Source organism: Streptomyces sp. NPDC059853, from assembly GCF_042731495.1.
GTDB lineage: Bacteria > Actinomycetota > Actinomycetes > Streptomycetales > Streptomycetaceae > Streptomyces.
Genome location: NZ_JBHWJL010000110.1, coordinates 1 through 15,954 on the forward strand (window position 1 = coordinate 1; position 15,954 = coordinate 15,954).

The 15,954-nt window shown below is 72.9% G+C and carries 17 protein-coding genes and 2 pseudogenes; 6 read left to right on the forward strand and 13 right to left on the reverse strand.

The window, feature by feature from the left end:
• Nucleotides 1-148: 148 nt before the first annotated feature.
• From ACFV5N_RS14260 to ACFV5N_RS14270, 3 genes and pseudogenes are all read right to left on the reverse strand, one after another.
• Nucleotides 149-553 (reverse strand): rodlin, encoded by a 405-nt coding sequence (locus ACFV5N_RS14260; protein WP_385598669.1) that lies wholly within the window; start codon nt 551-553, stop codon nt 149-151.
• Nucleotides 554-650: 97 nt separating this feature from the next.
• A pseudogene (locus ACFV5N_RS14265) lies at nt 651-854 on the reverse strand (hypothetical protein); the annotation flags it as partial.
• Between the two features lie 140 nt (nt 855-994).
• On the reverse strand, nt 995-1,801 hold the full coding sequence (locus tag ACFV5N_RS14270) for a trans-aconitate 2-methyltransferase (protein WP_385598671.1): 807 nt from the start codon (nt 1,799-1,801) through the stop codon (nt 995-997).
• A gap of 88 nt (nt 1,802-1,889) precedes the next feature.
• Between ACFV5N_RS14270 and ACFV5N_RS14275 the strand changes: the two genes are divergently transcribed.
• Together ACFV5N_RS14275 and ACFV5N_RS14280 are read left to right on the forward strand one after the other, a co-directional pair.
• Nucleotides 1,890-2,381, forward strand: coding sequence for a MarR family winged helix-turn-helix transcriptional regulator (locus ACFV5N_RS14275; RefSeq protein ID WP_385598673.1), 492 nt, complete (start codon nt 1,890-1,892; stop codon nt 2,379-2,381).
• A 47-nt stretch (nt 2,382-2,428) separates the two neighbouring features.
• Nucleotides 2,429-3,364, forward strand: coding sequence for an SDR family NAD(P)-dependent oxidoreductase (locus ACFV5N_RS14280; RefSeq protein WP_385598676.1), 936 nt, complete (start codon nt 2,429-2,431; stop codon nt 3,362-3,364).
• Between the two features lie 89 nt (nt 3,365-3,453).
• Here the strand turns inward: ACFV5N_RS14280 and ACFV5N_RS14285 are convergent.
• Both ACFV5N_RS14285 and ACFV5N_RS14290 read right to left on the reverse strand, forming a co-directional pair.
• Nucleotides 3,454-3,896: pseudogene (locus ACFV5N_RS14285) on the reverse strand (PIN domain-containing protein).
• Complete coding sequence (locus tag ACFV5N_RS14290) at nt 3,893-4,171, reverse strand: CopG family transcriptional regulator (protein ID WP_385598678.1); 279 nt, start codon at nt 4,169-4,171, stop codon at nt 3,893-3,895. Before ACFV5N_RS14290 ends, ACFV5N_RS14285 begins: the two are co-directional and overlap by 4 nt.
• 14 nt (nt 4,172-4,185) lie before the next feature.
• On the opposite strand from ACFV5N_RS14290, the gene ACFV5N_RS14295 reads away from it, so the two are divergent.
• From ACFV5N_RS14295 to ACFV5N_RS14305, 3 genes are read left to right on the forward strand one after another with little or no spacing between them, the layout of a single operon-like run.
• The gene (locus tag ACFV5N_RS14295; RefSeq protein WP_385598680.1) at nt 4,186-5,196 is read left to right on the forward strand and encodes an arsenic resistance protein; all 1,011 of its coding nucleotides are present in this window, start codon (nt 4,186-4,188) and stop codon (nt 5,194-5,196) included.
• A gap of 55 nt (nt 5,197-5,251) precedes the next feature.
• Entirely contained in the window at nt 5,252-6,391 is a 1,140-nt protein-coding gene (locus ACFV5N_RS14300) for an AAA family ATPase (RefSeq protein WP_385598682.1), read from the forward strand.
• Complete coding sequence (locus tag ACFV5N_RS14305) at nt 6,391-7,056, forward strand: DUF4276 family protein (protein WP_385598685.1); 666 nt, start codon at nt 6,391-6,393, stop codon at nt 7,054-7,056. Before ACFV5N_RS14300 ends, ACFV5N_RS14305 begins: the two co-directional genes overlap by 1 nt.
• Before the next feature lie 55 nt (nt 7,057-7,111).
• Here ACFV5N_RS14305 and ACFV5N_RS14310 read toward each other — a convergent pair whose 3' ends face one another.
• Nucleotides 7,112-7,762, reverse strand: coding sequence for a LuxR C-terminal-related transcriptional regulator (locus ACFV5N_RS14310; RefSeq protein ID WP_385598687.1), 651 nt, complete (start codon nt 7,760-7,762; stop codon nt 7,112-7,114).
• 326 nt (nt 7,763-8,088) lie between these two features.
• Here ACFV5N_RS14310 and ACFV5N_RS14315 point away from each other — a divergent pair, with 326 nt between their 5' ends.
• Nucleotides 8,089-8,982 carry a sterol desaturase family protein gene (locus tag ACFV5N_RS14315; protein ID WP_385598690.1) on the forward strand — a complete coding sequence of 298 codons (894 nt, stop codon included), beginning with the start codon at nt 8,089-8,091 and terminating at the stop codon, nt 8,980-8,982.
• On the opposite strand, the gene ACFV5N_RS14320 is transcribed toward ACFV5N_RS14315, so the two are convergent.
• The 7 genes from ACFV5N_RS14320 to ACFV5N_RS14350 all read right to left on the reverse strand — a co-directional run.
• Entirely contained in the window at nt 8,952-9,227 is a 276-nt protein-coding gene (locus tag ACFV5N_RS14320; protein WP_385598694.1) for a hypothetical protein, read from the reverse strand. The two genes, ACFV5N_RS14315 and ACFV5N_RS14320, sit on opposite strands and share 31 nt — an antisense overlap.
• Nucleotides 9,228-9,262: 35 nt before the next feature.
• Complete coding sequence (gene galK / locus ACFV5N_RS14325; protein WP_385598697.1) at nt 9,263-10,429, reverse strand: galactokinase; 1,167 nt, start codon at nt 10,427-10,429, stop codon at nt 9,263-9,265.
• Nucleotides 10,426-11,403, reverse strand: coding sequence for a UDP-glucose 4-epimerase GalE (galE, locus tag ACFV5N_RS14330; RefSeq protein ID WP_385598700.1), 978 nt, complete (start codon nt 11,401-11,403; stop codon nt 10,426-10,428). Before galE ends, galK begins: the two co-directional genes overlap by 4 nt.
• Entirely contained in the window at nt 11,400-12,455 is a 1,056-nt protein-coding gene (gene galT / locus ACFV5N_RS14335) for a galactose-1-phosphate uridylyltransferase (RefSeq protein WP_385598703.1), read from the reverse strand. The genes galE and galT overlap by 4 nt, the downstream gene beginning before the upstream one ends.
• Before the next feature lie 640 nt (nt 12,456-13,095).
• Nucleotides 13,096-13,791: a response regulator transcription factor gene (locus tag ACFV5N_RS14340; RefSeq protein WP_385598706.1), complete on the reverse strand. Its 696-nt coding sequence runs from the start codon at nt 13,789-13,791 to the stop codon at nt 13,096-13,098.
• Nucleotides 13,788-15,377, reverse strand: coding sequence for a PQQ-binding-like beta-propeller repeat protein (locus ACFV5N_RS14345; protein ID WP_385598709.1), 1,590 nt, complete (start codon nt 15,375-15,377; stop codon nt 13,788-13,790). The genes ACFV5N_RS14340 and ACFV5N_RS14345 overlap by 4 nt, the downstream gene beginning before the upstream one ends.
• Before the next feature lie 372 nt (nt 15,378-15,749).
• Nucleotides 15,750-15,954: ABC transporter C-terminal domain-containing protein (locus ACFV5N_RS14350; protein ID WP_385598711.1), on the reverse strand; the 205-nt coding region annotated here is incomplete at its 5' end.

Genomic DNA, 15,954 nt, shown 5'->3' on the forward strand with positions numbered 1-15,954 from the left:
TGCTACTGACACCCCCCCCCCGGCGGCGCGCGGGGCGGGGGGGCGGTTCTGATGCGGGGCATTGCCGCCGGGGTGGCGCCGGGCCGTACCGGAGGTCGTACGGCCCGGGCGCCGGTATTCCCGGCGGACTTGGTCAACCGGGGCTGGGTCAGCCGTTGTCGACACCGTTGTAGCCGAGGACACCCAGGCCGTTGAGCAGGTGCGACAGCGGGGCGTCGCCCTGGACGGAGCTGGAGTTCTCGGCGCAGGTCTGGTTCTGCTTCTGGGTGAGCAGGTCCTGGATGCCGACGTTGACCAGGCCGACGACGTTCTGGACGTCGACGCTGTTCAGCGGAACCGCGATGCACGGCTTGTTCAGCGAACCGTTGATCAGCGCGAAGTTCGGGGAGAACTTGCCGCTGGTCGTGGTGTTGCCGTAGATCTGGTCCGAGGCGTTCCCGTTGTTGGAGATCGGGCCCAGCTGGTCCTCGACCGCCATCGCCGGAGCAGCGGCCGCGCCCGCCATACCAACAGCCGAGACGGCGACGGCGACCGTGGCAAGGGTCTTCTTCACGAGATGTTCCTTCCGTGTGTGGATGCCCCGCTGCGGGAGCATCCTGAACAACACGGCAGAGCGGATTCGGTTGTCATTGTTCACTCGGTCGGACCTATTACGTGCCCCGTTCAGGGGAGATACAGGCTTGAACCATTACCTGTTCACCCAGCGGTGAGGCGGTGACGGCGGTGGGCCGGGGCGGGGTGCCCATCCCGTGCCCGGGAGAGAAGCTGGTGTGCGGCGGCTGGGTGCAGGCGGTGTGCTGCCACGCGAGCCCGGTGCGGTACATCCGGTCGTGCAGCAGCGTGGTGATCTTGCGGTCGGGGTGCCACGGCTCTCTCCTCGACGGTGGGGAGTGACAGGCAGCGAAGGAAGTCGTCACAACCCACCAGAAGGTTGCCGAAGCGCTCAGCCCGGTGCCGGGGCCCGGCCGCCGCGGCCGTCAGGGGGCCACGGCCATCAGGGCGCGACGGCCACCACGAAGATCCGGCGGAACGGGAAGAGCGTGCTGCCGTCCGGCTGCGGCGGGTAGGCGGTGCGCAGCGCGTCGCGGTAGGCGAAGAGGAAGTCGACGCGGGCCTGCGGATCGTCCTCCAGCTTGGCCAGCACGGGGCGCAGGCCGGTGCCCATGAGCCAGTCGAGCACCGGGTCCTCGCCCTCCAGCCGGTGCAGATAGGTGGTCTCCCAGGCGTCCACGGCGCAGCCGAGGGCGGCCAGGGCGGCGTAGTAGCCGGCCGGGGTGTCCACCGGGTCCCCGGTGCGCAGGACGCCCGCGAGCCGGTCGCGCCAGGGTCCGCTCGTCACCAGTTCGCGCATCAGGGTGTGGCTGGGGGCGCCGAAGTTGCCCGGCACCTGGAAGGCGAGGACGCCGCCGGGTGCCAGGGCGGTGATCAGGCCCGGGAGGAGGGCGGTGTGGTCGGGCACCCACTGGAGGGCGGCGTTGGAGAGGATCAGTTGGTAGGTGTGCGGCGCGGGGGCCCAGTCGGCCAGATCGGCCCGGGCGAAGTCCACCGAGCCGCCGCCGGGGGTGGGGCCCGCGTATGCGGCGGCCTCGGCGAGCATGGCGGGCGAGGAGTCGTAGCCGGTGATGACGGCGCCGGGCAGGTGCTCGGCGAGCAGCCGGGTGGGCGCGCCGGGCCCGCAGCCGAGGTCGGCGACGCGGGGGGCGGCGGGCAGCCGGGGCAGCCGGGCGAGCAGGTCGCGCAGCGGGCGGGTGCGGTGGTCACCGAAGTGGCGGTACTGGCCGGGGTCCCAGAGATCGTTCATGGCACGACCCTGCACGCTCAGCTATCTCGATGTCAAGATAAACGGCTTCAAGAGACTTCACATCGACAGAACTACTACACTGCCTTCCATGAAGGACGAGGTCGATCGACTGGTCGCGGCCTGGCGTCGGGAGCGCCCCGATCTCGACGTGGAGCCGCTGGAGGTGCTGAGCCGCGTCAGCAGGCTGGCCCGCCACCTCGACCGCGCCCGGCGCCAGGCGTTCGCGGAACACGAACTGGAGACCTGGGAGTTCGACGTGCTCACCGCACTGCGGCGGGCCGGCACCCCCTACCAGCTCTCCCCCGGCGCCCTGCTCACCCAGACCCTCGTCACCTCCGGCACCATGACCAACCGCATCGACCGGCTCGCCAAACGCGGCCTCGTCGAACGCCTCCCCGACCCCAGCGACCGGCGCGGCGTCCTCGTCCGCCTCACCCCCGCGGGACGCCAGCACGCCGACGCCGCCCTGGCCGGCCTCCTCGACCAGGAACGCGCCATCCTCGATGGCCTCAGTACCCCCGAGCGGCAGAACCTCGCCACCCTGCTGCGCACCCTCACCGCCCCTTTCGACAACACCTGACCGGAAAGCGTTGACTTCGAGCGCGCTCCCGCTCGTACCGTGAGCAGATGACCGCCACCGCACAGCAGCACATCGGTTCGGGGTTCGGCGCCCACAGCACGGCCGAGGACGTCCTGCGCGGGATCGACCTCTCCGGGAAGCTCGCCGTCGTCACCGGCGGCTACGCCGGGCTCGGTCTGGAGACCACCCGCGCGCTCGCCGGAGCCGGCGCCCACGTCGTCGTCCCCGCCCGGCGGCCCGGGACCGCCGAGAAGGCACTCGACGGCCACGCCGAAGTCGCCGAACTCGACCTCGCCGACCTGGAGAGCGTCCGGCGCTTCGCCGACGCCTTCCTCGCCTCCGGCCGGTCCGCCGACATCCTCATCAACAACGCCGGCATCATGGCCTGCCCCGAGACCCGCGTCGGACCGCACGGCTGGGAAGCCCAGTTCGCCATCAACCACCTCGGCCACTACGCCCTCGCCAACCGGCTGTGGCCCGCCCTCGCCCGGGACGGCGGCGCCCGGGTGATCGCCGTCTCCTCCGCCGGACACCTGCGCGGCGGCATCCACTGGGACGATGTGCAGTTCACCCACGGCTACGACAAGTGGCGGGCGTACGGCCAGGCCAAGACCGCCAACGCGCTGTTCGCCCTGCACCTGGACACCCTCGGCCGGGACGCGGGCGTCCGCGCCTTCTCCGTGCACCCCGGGCCCATCATGACCACCCTCCAGCGCCATCTGAGCACGGAGGAGATGACGGAGCTGGGCTGGATCGACGAGCACGGCACCGTCCGCACCGACTTCAAGACCCCCGCCCAGGGCGCCGCCACCCAGGTCTGGGCCGCCACCTCGCCGCGCCTGGCGGGCGAGGGCGGCGCCTACTGCGTGGACTGCGACATCGCCGGCCCCGACGCGGTACGCGAGTGGGCCACCGACCCGGAGCAGGCCGCGCGGCTGTGGGCGCTGTCCGCCGAGCTGACCGGCGTCGACGCCTTCGCCTGATGACGGGCGCGACGGACGCGAGGGGATGACGGACCGGCCCGGCCGGGGACGACGGCCCACCGCTCCGCCACCGGCGCGGGGCGGCCCGCTCAGAGCGGGAGGTCGTCCGGCAGGACGCGGAACGCCTTGTGCCGTCCCAGCGGGCGCACGGCCCGGAGGCCCGGCGGTCGAGCGTGAGGATCGCGTCCGTGTCGTAGTCGGACGCCAGCGCCACGTTCACCGCGCCGGACAGGCCGAGGTCGAGCGCGGCGTACCGGGCACGGACCGACTGCGCGGCGGCCAGATGGTCCTCGGTGATCTCCGGGATGATCACCCGGCCGCGGCGCGTCCAGCGCCGGATGTCGTCCAGGGCGCCGATCGCGGCCGGCCGGCCCAGCTCCCGGGTGGCGGCGTGGTCCAGTTCGGCGAGCAGCAGCGGGGAGAGGACGAGCAGCCCGGCGGCGAGGATCGCCTCGCCCGCCGCCTCGTGCTCCGGGTGGCGGGCATCCAGAGCGGCCAGCAGACCGGAGGTGTCGGCGACGACGATGATCACGCCGCGGTACCGGCCCCGTCCTCACCGTCGCCGCCCCGGTCGCGGGTCACGGCGTCGCCGGCCGCGTCCCGGACCCCGTCCCGTGACAGGGTGCGGCCCCGGCCCTCGTACACCCGGGAGAACAGCGGCTCGTCCCGCACCCGGTTCGCCATCGCGGCGCGATGGATGCCCTGGCGGATGATCTCCGCCTCGCTGACGCCCCGGCGCTTGGCGGCCTCCTTGATGATCGCCAGATCCTCGGGGTCGGCGTGGACATTGGTGCGCTTCATGGACATGCCAACGGTAGTCCATGCATCAGTACGATGTATGCCGGTCGTCGCAAGGAGCACCCACGTTGTCGCAGTCGTCCGGCCCCGTCGCGGCCATGGAACGGCACCAGGTCGCCGTCTATCTCGGGGCCCTCGGCGCCGGGGCCCTGGTGGGGTGGGTGGCTCCGGGGGCCGGCCCCGGCCTGGAGCACGCCATCAACCCGGTGCTCGCCGCCCTGCTGTACGTCACGTTCCTCCAGGTGCCCGCCGCGCAGCTGCTGCGCTCGCTGCGGGCCGGCCGGTTCCTGGCGGCGGCGCTCGTGGTGAACTTCGCGGTGGTGCCGCTGGTCGTCGCCGCGATGTTCCCCTTCCTGCCCGCCGACCAGGCGGTGCGCCTGGGAGTGCTGCTGGTGCTGCTCGCGCCGTGCGTCGACTACGTGATCGTCTTCAGCGGGCTGGCCGGCGGCAGCTCCGAGCGGCTGCTGGCGGCGACCCCGCTGCTGCTGCTCGCCCAGATGGTGCTGCTGCCCGGCTTCCTCCTGCTGTTCCTCGGCTCCGGGCTGGGCGACGTGGTCGAACCCGGGCCGTTCGTCGAGGCGTTCCTCGTGCTGATCGTCATCCCGCTCGCCCTCGCCTGGCTCACCCAGGCGTGGGCCGCGCGCCGGACGGCCGGGCAGCGGGTGAGCGAGGCAGTCGGGACGGCCATGGTGCCGCTGATGGCGGCCACGCTGCTGACGGTGGTCGCCTCGCAGCTCCCCAAGCTCGGGGACAGCGCGGGCGACGTGGCCCGCGTGGTCCCGTTCTACGTCCTCTTCCTGCTGGTGATGGCGTTCGCCGGCCGGGGCGTCGCCCGGCTCTTCCGGCTGGGCACCCCGGACGCGCGGGCCGTCGTCTTCACCGGCGCCACCCGCAACTCCCTGGTCGTCCTGCCGCTGGCCCTCGCCCTCCCCGACACGCTGGCGGTGGCCGCCGTGGTCGTGGTGACCCAGACGCTGGTGGAGGTGGCCGGGATGGTGGTGTACGTCCGGGCAGTCCCCCGGCTGCTGCCCTGACCGCGCTGGCCGCGGCGAACAGGTCACCTCCCGGGGCTCCCGCTAGATTGGCCCCATGTCACGTACGGTTCAGCGCATCACCGTCAGCGGCTACAAGTCGATCGAGAAGGTCGAGCTGCGACTGGGAGCCGTCACCGTCCTCATCGGCCCGAACGGCGCCGGAAAGAGCAACTTCATCGAGGCGGTCGAACTGCTCGGCCGCATCGCCGATGGCGACCTCCGGCTGGAGGTCGGGTTGCGAGGCGGGGCGGAGGGGATGCTGCGGGACGGGGCGAAGGGCGATGCGGCCAAGATCACCTTGCGAGTGGAGGCGGGCGACGGCGCGCAGGAGAATGCCTATGAGGCCGTTCTGGTTCCGGCTGTTCAAGGCGAGTTGGTCTTCGAGAGCGAAGCCGTAAACTTCCACGGAACCACACGCCTCGTGGACCCCTGGAGCACGAGTATCGGCCGGGGGCATCGTGAGTCCCGGCTCGCCGAGTTCGCCGCGAGAGGGGCGGAGGGGAGCGCTGTCGCCCAGCGCACCCTGGACATACTGCAGGGCTGCCGCGTCTACCACTTCCACGACACGACGCGCGAAGCACCGGTGAAGCAGGCCGGCTACGCCTCGGACTCGCTGACCCTTCATCCGGATGCCCGCAACCTCGCGGCTTTCCTGATGCGACTCCAAGCGGAGCACGCGTCCACGTACCAGAGCATCGTGCGTACCGTCCGCTCCGTCGCACCCTTCTTCCGGGACTTCGTCCTCACCGAGGATGGCAGCGGACGGGTGCGGCTGAGATGGAAGCAAACGGGCTCGGACACTGTCTTCCCGGCCGAGGCACTGTCCGACGGCACTCTGCGCTTCATCTGCCTGAGTACGCTGCTGCTCCAGCCGTCTCCCCCGGCGCTGCTGGTCCTGGACGAGCCGGAACTGGGTTTGCACCCGTTCGCGATCACGGTCCTGGCTGAGCTGATCCGTTCGGCCGCCACCCGGAGCCAGGTCCTGGCCGCCACCCAGTCCGTGCCCCTGCTCGACGAGTGCGAACTGGGCGAGATCGTGGTCGCCGAACGCGTTGAGGGCACCACCCGGCTGCGGCGTCCCGACCCGGAGACACTGACCGCCTGGCTGGAGGATTACTCGCTCGGAGATCTGTGGCTGAAGAACCTCCTGGGCGGTCGCCCCGCCCCCGAGCAGAGGCGACAGGACGGCTTGTGATGCGACAGGTACATGTCCTGGTCGAAGGGACAACGGAGGAGCGCCTGGTCGAGCGGGTCTTTCAGCCGGAGCTGAGCCGCAGCGGTGTCTGGCTCACCCCCGTCGGGCTGAAGACCCGCCGCGCTGCCGGGCAGCCGCACAACCGGGGCGGAGTCAGCAGGTGGGCGAAGATCGAGCCCGAAATCCGCGGACTGCTGCGGAACTCCGCGGTGGACGCCGTCACCACGCTGCTCGACTTCTACGGGTTGCCGTCCGACACCCCCGGCATGGCGAACCTGCCTTCCGGTGATGCCTACGCGCGGGTGGCCCACGTCGAAGGAGCGATCGGCGGCGTCATCGCGGATCCTCGGTTCGTCCCTTTCCTCGCCCTCCATGAGACAGAGGCCTGGGTGCTCGCCGCCTGCCGGGAGCTCTCCGAGTTGGTCGGATCGCCGGGCCTGGCCCTCCAGCTGGGCGAGCAGGTCGGTCGCGCAGGCGGCCCCGAGCTGATCAACGACGGTCCCAGCACCGCTCCCTCGAAGCGGATCCGGAAGGCCTACCCGGCATACCGCAAGGTCGTGGACGGCCCGGACGCGATCGAACTCCTCGGCCTGTCCGAGCTTCGCGCGGTCTGCCCGCACCTCGACCAGTGGATCAAGAGGTTGGAGTCGAACGGTACGGGGTGAGGTGGAGCGGCAGGCCGCGCCGGGCGCGGCGCTGAGGGTCCGGGGCCGGGCCGGGTCAGTCGGCCGGGGGGACGCCCGCGCGGCGGGCGAGGGCCACGGCGGCGAGCGTCGAGTGGACGCCGAGCTTGCCGAGGACGTTCTGCATATGGGTGCGGACGGTGTGCGGGGAGAGATACAGCCGTTCGGCGACCGCCTTGCGGCCGAGGCCCGACAGCATGCAGCGCAGGACCTCCAGTTCCCTCGGGGTCAGCGAGGCGACCAGCCGCTGGTGCTCGGTGCGGTTGCGCCGGTCGTGGGTCAGCTCGCGTAAGACGCCGGTCAGCAGGGCCGGCGGCACATGGGTCTCCTCGCGCAGCACGCCCCGCACCACCACCAGCAGCCGCGCGAGCGAACTGTCCTTGGCCACCCACGCGCTGGCCCCGGCGGTGAGCGTCTGGGCGGCGCGGCGCGGATCGTCGTGCGTCGCGAGCATCACGGGGCGCAGTTCACCGTGGCGCTCGCGCACGAGGGTCAGCAGGGCCTGTGACTCGGCCATGTCCACGTCCAGGAGCAGGACGTCGTAGGCCGCGCGTTCCAACTGGTGCACCGCGGCCGGGACGGTGCCCACGGCCGCCGCCTCCACGTCCGTCTCGGCCGTCAGCGCGGTGGCCAGCGACTCGGCGAAGATGCGGTGCTCGTCCACCACCAACACGCGTATGCGATCCACTGGATTCCGCCCCCTGACGCGAACGGGCGGGCCTGGTGGGCGCGTTCGGGTACGGCCGCCGCCGTCCCGTAGCACCCACCGCTCTCGCCCCCTGAAAAACAGCTGTCGGCCCCCACCGATGCTGTCCCTCCAATGTACGGGCGGAAACGTCTGGGCGAAGGGCTTTGACGGAAGTCGGCCATCCCGGAAAGCCGTGCGAGGACGGGATCGCACGCCCCGGGCAGCGCCGTGCCGCACGGGGCGCACACCGCTCGTGCGCTCTTCATCCGATAAACACTCTTATTCAATGGAGGGGTGGTATATTCGCCCTCTGGGTAACATCCGCCGTGGACACTCTCGGCACGACAGAATTTGTCCCTATCCGTTCACGTCTTCTGCTGCGCAAGGCCGCGTATCCGTTCCTTCTGATCGCCCTTGTCGCGACGGTCTGGTCCACTCTCGCCTTCGGCTGGGACCTGAGCACCGCCAGCATGCCGTTCCTCATCGGCACGATCGCCTATCTGGCCATCCTGGAGCGGCTGATCCCGCACAACCCCGACTGGCACCCCAGCCGCCGCGAGTGGGGCCGGTACGCCCTCTACTACGCCCTCACCACCGTCGGCAGCGTCATCGCCGAACTCGCCGTCCTGGCGGGCGTGGAGCGGCTCTCCCCCGACGTGCCCCGGTTCGGGCTCGCCGTCGAGATCCCGCTGGCCGTGCTGCTCGGCTCGCTCGCCAGCTACCTCATCCACCGCTGGGGGCACACCAACAAGTACCTGTGGCGGCTGCACGGCGTGCACCACGCGCCGGACAAGGTGAACGTCGCCAACAACGGCGTCAATCACGTCCTTGACATCATGATCTCCCAGGGCATCGTGCAACTCGCCCTGGCGCTCGCCGGGTTCTCCGCCGAGGCGGTGTTCGCGGTCGGCCTGTTCGTCGTCGCGCAGGGCTTCTTCGTGCACGCCAACATCGAGGTGCGCACCGGCTGGGCCGGGTACGTCCTCGCCAGCCCCGAGCAGCACCGGCTGCACCACAGCACCGAGCTGGCCGAAGCCGGCCACTACGGCAGTGATCTGTCCATCTGGGACAGCCTGTTCGGCAGCTTCACCTGGTACCCCGGGCGGCGGCCCGAGCGGGTCGGGCTGCACGACCCCGCGTCGTTCCCCCCGACCGACGCGGTGGTCGCCAGCATGCTGCACCCGTTCCGTCAGAGGGACAAGCGCCCCACGTCGAGCTGACCCGCGTCCGAGGTGCCGCGGTCGAAGGAGAAGAGCATGGAGTAGGCGTCCTGGACATCGACCCGTACCGGCCGGTCCAGACGCACGCACAGCGCCCGGGCCACCTCGGTGAGCCGGGTGCGCTCCTCCGGGGAGTACGCCGGGCACCTGGCCCAGCTCTTCTCCTCCAGCTCCGCCGCGATGTGCTCCATCAGCGCCGTGCGGTAGTGCTGTTCCTCTGCCGTCGTGCGGACGTCGCCGATCACTAACTCTCCCGTCCAATAAGCGAGTTGAACGGCGATCAGCGTACGGGCAGCCTCCGCGCGCCCGGCGAGGGGATGGCGGTGAAGATCCGCGGCGCGGTGTGCCCGGCCACCGCGAAGGCGTCCGTGACGGCCTTGCCGATCGCCTCCGCCGCGTCCTCCTCCACCAGCACGACGGCCGAACCGCCGAAGCCGCCGCCCGTCATCCGGGCGCCCAGCGCACCGGCCGCCGTCGACGCCTCGACGGTCAGGTCCAGTTCCGGGCAGGAGACCTCGAAGTCGTCGCGCAGCGAGGCGTGCCCCTCGACCAGCAGCGGGCCGATGTCCCGGACCCGGCCCGCGTCCAGCAGGCCCACCACGCGCTCCACGCGGTGGTTCTCGGTGACCACGTGCCGCACCCGGCGGCGTACCTCCGCGTCCCCGATCCGGGCCAGCGCCGCGTCCAGCTCCGCGAACGGGACGTCGCGCAGCGCCCGCACCCCCAGGGCCGCCGCGCCCGCCTCGCAGGAGGCCCGGCGCCTGCCGTAGGCGCCGTCCGCGTGCGCGTGCTTGACCCGGGTGTCCACCACCAGCAGCCGCAGCCCTTCGGCCGCCAGGTCGAAGGGGATCTGCCGCTGGGACAGATCGCGGGTGTCCAGGTGCAGGGCGTGGCCCTCGGCGCAGCAGGCCGAGGCCATCTGGTCCAGGATGCCGGTCGGGGCGCCCACGTAGCCGTTCTCGGCGCGCTGCCCGACGCGGGCCAGGTCCTCGCGGCCCAGGCCGAGACCGTACAGCTCGTTCAGCGCCAGCGCCGTGACCACCTCCAGGGCGGCCGAGGAGGACAGGCCCGCGCCGACCGGCACCTCGGAGGCGAAGTGGACGTCGGCGCCGCCGACGTGGTGGCCCGCCTCGCGGAGCGCCCACACCACGCCGGCCGGGTAGCCGGCCCAGCCGGTGACCGAACCGGGGGCGAGGGAGGCCAGGTCGACGGCGGCCGGAGGGGCGTCGATCTCGCGGGAGTGGACGCGCAGCACGCCGTCGGCGCGCCGGGAGACGGTGGCGGTCGCGCTGTGCGGCAGGGCGAGCGGCATGACGAAGCCGTCGTTGTAGTCGGTGTGCTCACCGATCAGGTTGACGCGGCCGGGGGCCGTCCATATGCCGTCCGGCGCGGCCCCGTACAGCCGCTCGTGCCCGGCGGCCAGGGCGGCCAGGTCCTCGGTGCTCATTCCGCGCTCTCCTGCTGCCGGGCGAACGTCCACGCGTCCGCGATGATCCCGGCCAGGTCGGTCCGGGAGGGGCGCCAGCCCAGCACCTCGCGGGCGCGGTCGGCGGAGGCCACCAGGACGGCCGGGTCGCCGGCCCGGCGCGCGGCCGCGGTCTCCGGGATCTCGCGGCCGGTGACCTTGCGGGCGGTCTCGATGACCTCGCGCACCGAGAAGCCGTTGCCGTTGCCCAGGTTGCAGATCAGGTGCTCGCCGGAGCGGGCGGCGGTCAGGGCGAGCAGATGGGCCTCGGCGAGGTCGTCGACGTGGATGTAGTCGCGCACGCAGGTGCCGTCGGGGGTGGCGTAGTCGGTGCCGAACACCGAGATGGACTCGCGGCGGCCCAGGGCGGTGCGCAGCACCAGCGGGATGAGGTGGCTCTCGGGCTCGTGGCGTTCGCCGTACGCACCGTGGGCACCGGCCACGTTGAAGTAGCGCAGCGAGACGGCGGCCAGGCCGTGGGCGGCGGCCTCGCTGGTGATCATGTGGTCCACGGCGAGCTTGGTGGCGCCGTAGGGGTTGGTGGGGGCGGTGGCGGCGTCCTCGCGGATGGGCGTGGTGGCGGGCTCGCCGTACACGGCCGCGGTGGAGGAGAAGACGAGGGTGCCGATGCCCGCCGAGCGCATGGCGGCGAGCAGGTCGATGGCGCCGCCGACGTTGTTGGACCAGTACTTCGCCGGGTCGGTGACCGACTCTCCGACCTGCGAGCTGGCGGCGAAGTGCAGGACGGCGTCGTACCCGCCGTCCACGTGGCGGGCGGCGTCCTGGACGCGGCCCTCGATGAACTCGGCGCCGGCCGGGACGGCTTCGCGGAAGCCGGTGGACAGGTCGTCCAGGACGGTGACACGGTGCCCGGCGGCCAGCAGATGGGCGGCGACCACGCTGCCCACGTAGCCGGCGCCGCCGGTGACGAGGTATCGCTTGCCGGTGCTGGTCATGCGGTGGCCACCTCTCGCAGCCGGGCGGCAGCGGCCTCCGGCAGGGAATCACTGACGAACACATTCATACCGGACTCGGATCCGGCCTGGTACTTGAGCTTGTCCGGGCCCCGGCGGATGGTGAACAGCTCCAGGTGCAGGGCGAAATCGGCGCGCGCCTCGTCGCTGATCCCGCGGAAGGGCGCCTGGTGCCAGCCGGAGATGTACGGGGTGGGGGGCATGTCCGGGCCGAAGACCCGGTCGAAGCGGCGCAGCAGGTCGAGGTAGACGGTGGGGAACTCGGCGCGGGCCGCGTCGTCCAGGGTCCGCAGGTCGGGGACGCGGCGGTTGGGGTACAGGTGCACCTCGAACGGCCAGCGGGCGGCGTACGGGACGAAGGCCGTCCAGTGCTCGGTGGCCAGCACGACGCGGGAGCCGTCGGCGCGTTCCTCGGCGAGCAGGTCGTCGTAGAGGTTGGCGCCACCGGTGGCGCGCTTGTGCTCGGCGACGGCGGCCAGGGCGCGTTCGGTGTGCGGGGTGAGGAACGGATAACCGTAGATCTGGCCGTGCGGGTGGGCGAGCGTGACGCCGATCTCGGCGCCGCGGTTCTCGAAGGCGTAGATCTGGGTGACGGCGGGGTTCTCGGCGAACTCGGCGGTGCGGTCGGTCCAGGCGTGCAGGACGAGCGCGGCCTGGTCGGGGGTGAGGTCGGCGAAGGAGCCGTCGTGGCGCGAGGAGAAGCAGACCACCTCGCAGCGGCCGAGGTCGCCGGAGAAGGAGGGGAAGCGGTTCTCGAAGACGACGACGTCGTAATCGGCGGCCGGTATCTCGCTGAGCCGGTCGTCCTTCGACGGGCACAGCGGGCACTGGTCGGCCGGGGGGTGGTACGTGCGGCTCTGGCGGTGCGCGGCGTAGCCGACGTACTCGCCGCGCAGCCGGTCGCGGCGGATCTCGGAGGAGGGCGCGGCGAGTTCCAGCGGCCTCCGGTCGAGTGCGGTGCGGTCGGCGTCCTCGCGGGAGTCGAAATAGATCAGCTCTCGCCCATCGGCCAGCTTGACCGTGGTCCTTTTCATGCCGTCCTCACTTGCCAGCACCCACTCCAACAGAATCGAACATAATGAAGCATACCCTTGCAGGGGGCGTCAACCGCGTAGGCGGCTCGCCGCCGGGCGGGCCGAAGCGGACGCGGGCGCCCGCCGGGGGCCGGGCGAGCGGGAGGGGAGAAGAGGACGGAGGAGCGCGGGGAGGAGCGGAGGAGAGCGGGCGCGCGCAGCGCTGGGCGACCGGGGCGGGCGGGGCGGCGTGGCGCGGGGCGGGGCGCCGCAGGGCGAGTGGTACGGGGCGCGGCGGCGCAAGGCGGCGCGGGGCGGCGCGGGGCGCCGGGCAGGCCGTGGTGACGTGGGGACGACGCGGCAGGGGGCGGCGGAGGCGCCGGACAGGGCATGGCGACGGGGCGGCACGGCACGGAGCGGCGCGCCGCAGGGCGCGGTGGCGCGAGGCGGGGCGACCTGGGCGGAGCGGGGCGCGGTGGCACGGGGCCGGGGCAGCGCGCCGCAGGGCGCGCGGGGCGTGGCAGGGCAGCGCGAGGCAGGCAGGGCAGCGCGAGGCAGGCAGGGCGCCGTGGCGGGGCGGACGGCGCAGGGCGGGCCCGGCCCGTCTCTCCCGCCCGTGCCGGGAAGGCCGCCGCTCAGCGGGTGCCCGCAGGCGCCGTGCTCAGGCGGGAGGAGCCTGCCGCACCGGCGACCGGGGAGGCAGATGGTTCAGCAGTCCGGTGCGCACCGCCAGCGCCGCCGCCTCCAGCCGGGAGGCCGTGCCGAGCTTGGTCAGCAGCCGCTGGACATGGGTCCGCGCCGTGCTCGGGGCCACCCCCAGACCCGCGGCGATCAGCCGGGTGTCCTCGCCCTCCACGATCCGCAGCAGCACCTCGGTCTCCCGCTCGGTCAGCAGCGCCGCCAGCCGCGCGCCCTCCGCGTCGGGACCGCTGCTCGGGCTGAGCAGTTCGGTGAACGCCTCCCGCAGCAGGCCCGGCGCGACCGCCGACTCGCCCGCGCGGACCTTGGCCATCGCGCGTTCGACGCCCTCGATGCGCTCGTCGTGCCGCACATACCCGCGCGCCCCGGTGGCGAAGGCCACCGCGACCCCGCGCGGACTGGGCACCGGGCCCAGCACCAGCACCCCCACCCGCGGCGCCTCGCGCCGCAGCCGCTGCACCTGATCGAGTGCCCCGGGCGCCTCCGGCGCGGCCGACCCCAGCAGACAGACCTCCGGCTGCTTGCCCAGCACCAGATCCGCCGCCCGCCCGGCCGGCGCCCCCGCCCCCAGCACCCGGTGACCGCGCACCCGCAGCGCCGAGGCCAGCGCCTCCGCCACCAGCCGCCGGTCGTCGACGACCACGACCCGGACGCTCATCGGTAGACCAGCACGGCCGGAGTGCCGGGCTCGTCATGGCTGTAGTAGTTCTCGTTCACCATGATGAAGGCGCCGTTGTGCCACATCAGCGCGACGTCGTCGCCGATGACATCACTCATCAGCGTGCGTTCCGCCTCCCGTTGCGCACGGTCGAGGGTCATCAGCGGTGTGGCTTGTTCGGTTTCGGGATCAAGGGCGACCACCATGCCCTCAGTCTGCGAGTCCGCGAGCTGATACGCGAGCACTTGACCGTGCACGACCGCGAACGGCTTGATATCGCCGCCGCCGATCGGCTCCACGTCGTACAGTGCCGTCCCGGTGCTCAGGTCGAAGGCGATCACGGCGTTGCCCTCACCCTCCGGGGTACTGCCGAGGAACAGGAAACCGTCCGAGACCACCGCGCCCCGGCACTGGTCCAGCACATTGATGGTGCACGGCCGCAGCTGGCGCTCCGGGTCGTAGTCCACGACGTGCGCGATCTCCTCGTACGCGTCGTCGATCACCCAGATCTGGCTCACCGGCTGCTCGGTCATCGCCCCGACCCGGGCCGTGACGACCAGCGGCGAGATCGAGAGGACGGAGTCCACCGTGAACGGCCGGCCCTCGTGCTCCGCGCCGAACTCCCACTCCCACAGGTCCTCGCCGGACGGCGCGGTGGCGCGGAGGCTGCCCCGGTCGAACTCCAGCACGTTGCCGCACGTCATCAGCGCGATCAGGGTCTCGTCCACGTTGGCGTACCCGCGCTCGCGGCACTCGTCGTCGCTGCGCGGCTCCCAGATCTTCTGGGCGTCGGTGATGCTGTAGCCGGACCCGCCGCTCGCGGTGCCGATCGCCACGATGTCCCCGACGATGGCCGGGTAGTCCCAGCTGCCGAGCGGCACACCGGAGGTCGCCTCGTGCGGGATGGTGAACAGTTCCTCGCCGGCCGCGATGTCCACCACCGTCAGGAACTCGCAGTCCATGCCCTGGAGGACGGCCACCCGGTCCTGCGACGCGGAGATCGACGCCCGGCAGTTGCCCGCTTCGTGCTCCAGCGGGACGGTCCACAGCTCGCTGCCGTCCGCGAGGTCGTAGGCGACCAGGCCCTCCGGCATCAGCCGCACCAGCTGGTCGCCCGACAGCCAGGTGCCGGGCGCGTCGATCATGCCGTCGCTCACCTCGGGTATCGGCTGCTGCCAGGCCAGCGAGGCGTCCACCGTCTCGGTGGGCAGCGGGTCCTGGCCGCCGGGGGCCGCGTCCCCGCCGCCGTCACCGGTGCCGGTGACCAGCCACACCGCGCCACCCCCGATCAGCGCCAGCGCCAGCACCCCGGCCAGCGCCATCAGCGCCAGCTGCCAGCCGGGCCGCCGGCCCTCCCTGACCTCGATGACGGGGTGCGCCGGCCCGGCGGCGAGCGGACCGGCGGGGCCGGAGTAGGGGGACGGCGCGGGCCGCGGTGTCCCGGGCGCGGGCTGCGCGCCGGGCGGGGAGGGCGGGCCGAACCCGCCCGTCGGGGGCCCGGCGGGCGGCGGCGTGGCCGGGCCGAAGCCGCCGCCGGGGGCCGGGGCGGCCGGGGCAGGCGTGGCGGGATCGGACGGGGGCGGCATCGGCGGACCGTACCCACCGCCGGGCGGCGGCGTGGCCGGACCGAACCCCTCACCCGGTGCCGGAGCCGGCGGACCGTACCCCTCGCCCGGCGCGGGCGGCAAACCGGGCGGACCGTACCCGCCCTCCGGCGGCGGCGTGGCGGGGCCGAACCCGCCACCCCGCGGCGGCGTCGCCGGACCGAACCCGCCCTCCGGCGGACCGGCGGGGGGCTGCCCGCCCTGGCTGTACGGCGAAGGCGGCGGTGTGGGTGGCGGCTGAGACATCTACTCCCCCTGAGCGGCGGCACGCCCGTTCTTTGTACCACCGCGCGCCGACACCCCGGGGCGCCAGGCCCCGCACCGCTCCCGCACAGGCGCCGGGCCCGGACCCCCTCAGCCGCCCTCGGACAGCTCCAGCCAGCGGGTCTCCAGCTCGTCCCGGCGCGCCGCCAGGTCCCGCAGCTGCGCGTCCAGCCCGGCCACCCGGGCGAAGTCCGTGGCGTGCTCGGCCATCTCCTTGTGCAGCTCGCTCTCCTGGCCCTCCAGCCGCTCCAGTTGCCGCTCGATCTTCTGGATCTCCTTCTGCGCGGCCCGGGAC

What these genes read in the sequence shown, in the direction of transcription:
- ACFV5N_RS14270 (WP_385598671.1), bottom strand. Translation starts at nt 1,801, where the DNA reads ATGAACGATCTCTGGGACCCCGGCCAGTACCGCCACTTCGGTGACCAC.
- ACFV5N_RS14275 (WP_385598673.1), top strand. Translation starts at nt 1,890, where the DNA reads ATGAAGGACGAGGTCGATCGACTGGTCGCGGCCTGGCGTCGGGAGCGC.
- ACFV5N_RS14280 (WP_385598676.1), top strand. Translation starts at nt 2,429, where the DNA reads ATGACCGCCACCGCACAGCAGCACATCGGTTCGGGGTTCGGCGCCCAC.
- ACFV5N_RS14290 (WP_385598678.1), bottom strand. Translation starts at nt 4,171, where the DNA reads ATGTCCATGAAGCGCACCAATGTCCACGCCGACCCCGAGGATCTGGCG.
- ACFV5N_RS14295 (WP_385598680.1), top strand. Translation starts at nt 4,186, where the DNA reads ATGCATCAGTACGATGTATGCCGGTCGTCGCAAGGAGCACCCACGTTG.
- ACFV5N_RS14300 (WP_385598682.1), top strand. Translation starts at nt 5,252, where the DNA reads ATGTCACGTACGGTTCAGCGCATCACCGTCAGCGGCTACAAGTCGATC.
- ACFV5N_RS14305 (WP_385598685.1), top strand. Translation starts at nt 6,391, where the DNA reads ATGCGACAGGTACATGTCCTGGTCGAAGGGACAACGGAGGAGCGCCTG.
- galK (WP_385598697.1), bottom strand. Translation starts at nt 10,429, where the DNA reads ATGAGCACCGAGGACCTGGCCGCCCTGGCCGCCGGGCACGAGCGGCTG.
- galE (WP_385598700.1), bottom strand. Translation starts at nt 11,403, where the DNA reads ATGACCAGCACCGGCAAGCGATACCTCGTCACCGGCGGCGCCGGCTAC.
- galT (WP_385598703.1), bottom strand. Translation starts at nt 12,455, where the DNA reads ATGAAAAGGACCACGGTCAAGCTGGCCGATGGGCGAGAGCTGATCTAT.
- ACFV5N_RS14340 (WP_385598706.1), bottom strand. Translation starts at nt 13,791, where the DNA reads ATGAGCGTCCGGGTCGTGGTCGTCGACGACCGGCGGCTGGTGGCGGAG.
- ACFV5N_RS14345 (WP_385598709.1), bottom strand. Translation starts at nt 15,377, where the DNA reads ATGCCGCCCCCGTCCGATCCCGCCACGCCTGCCCCGGCCGCCCCGGCC.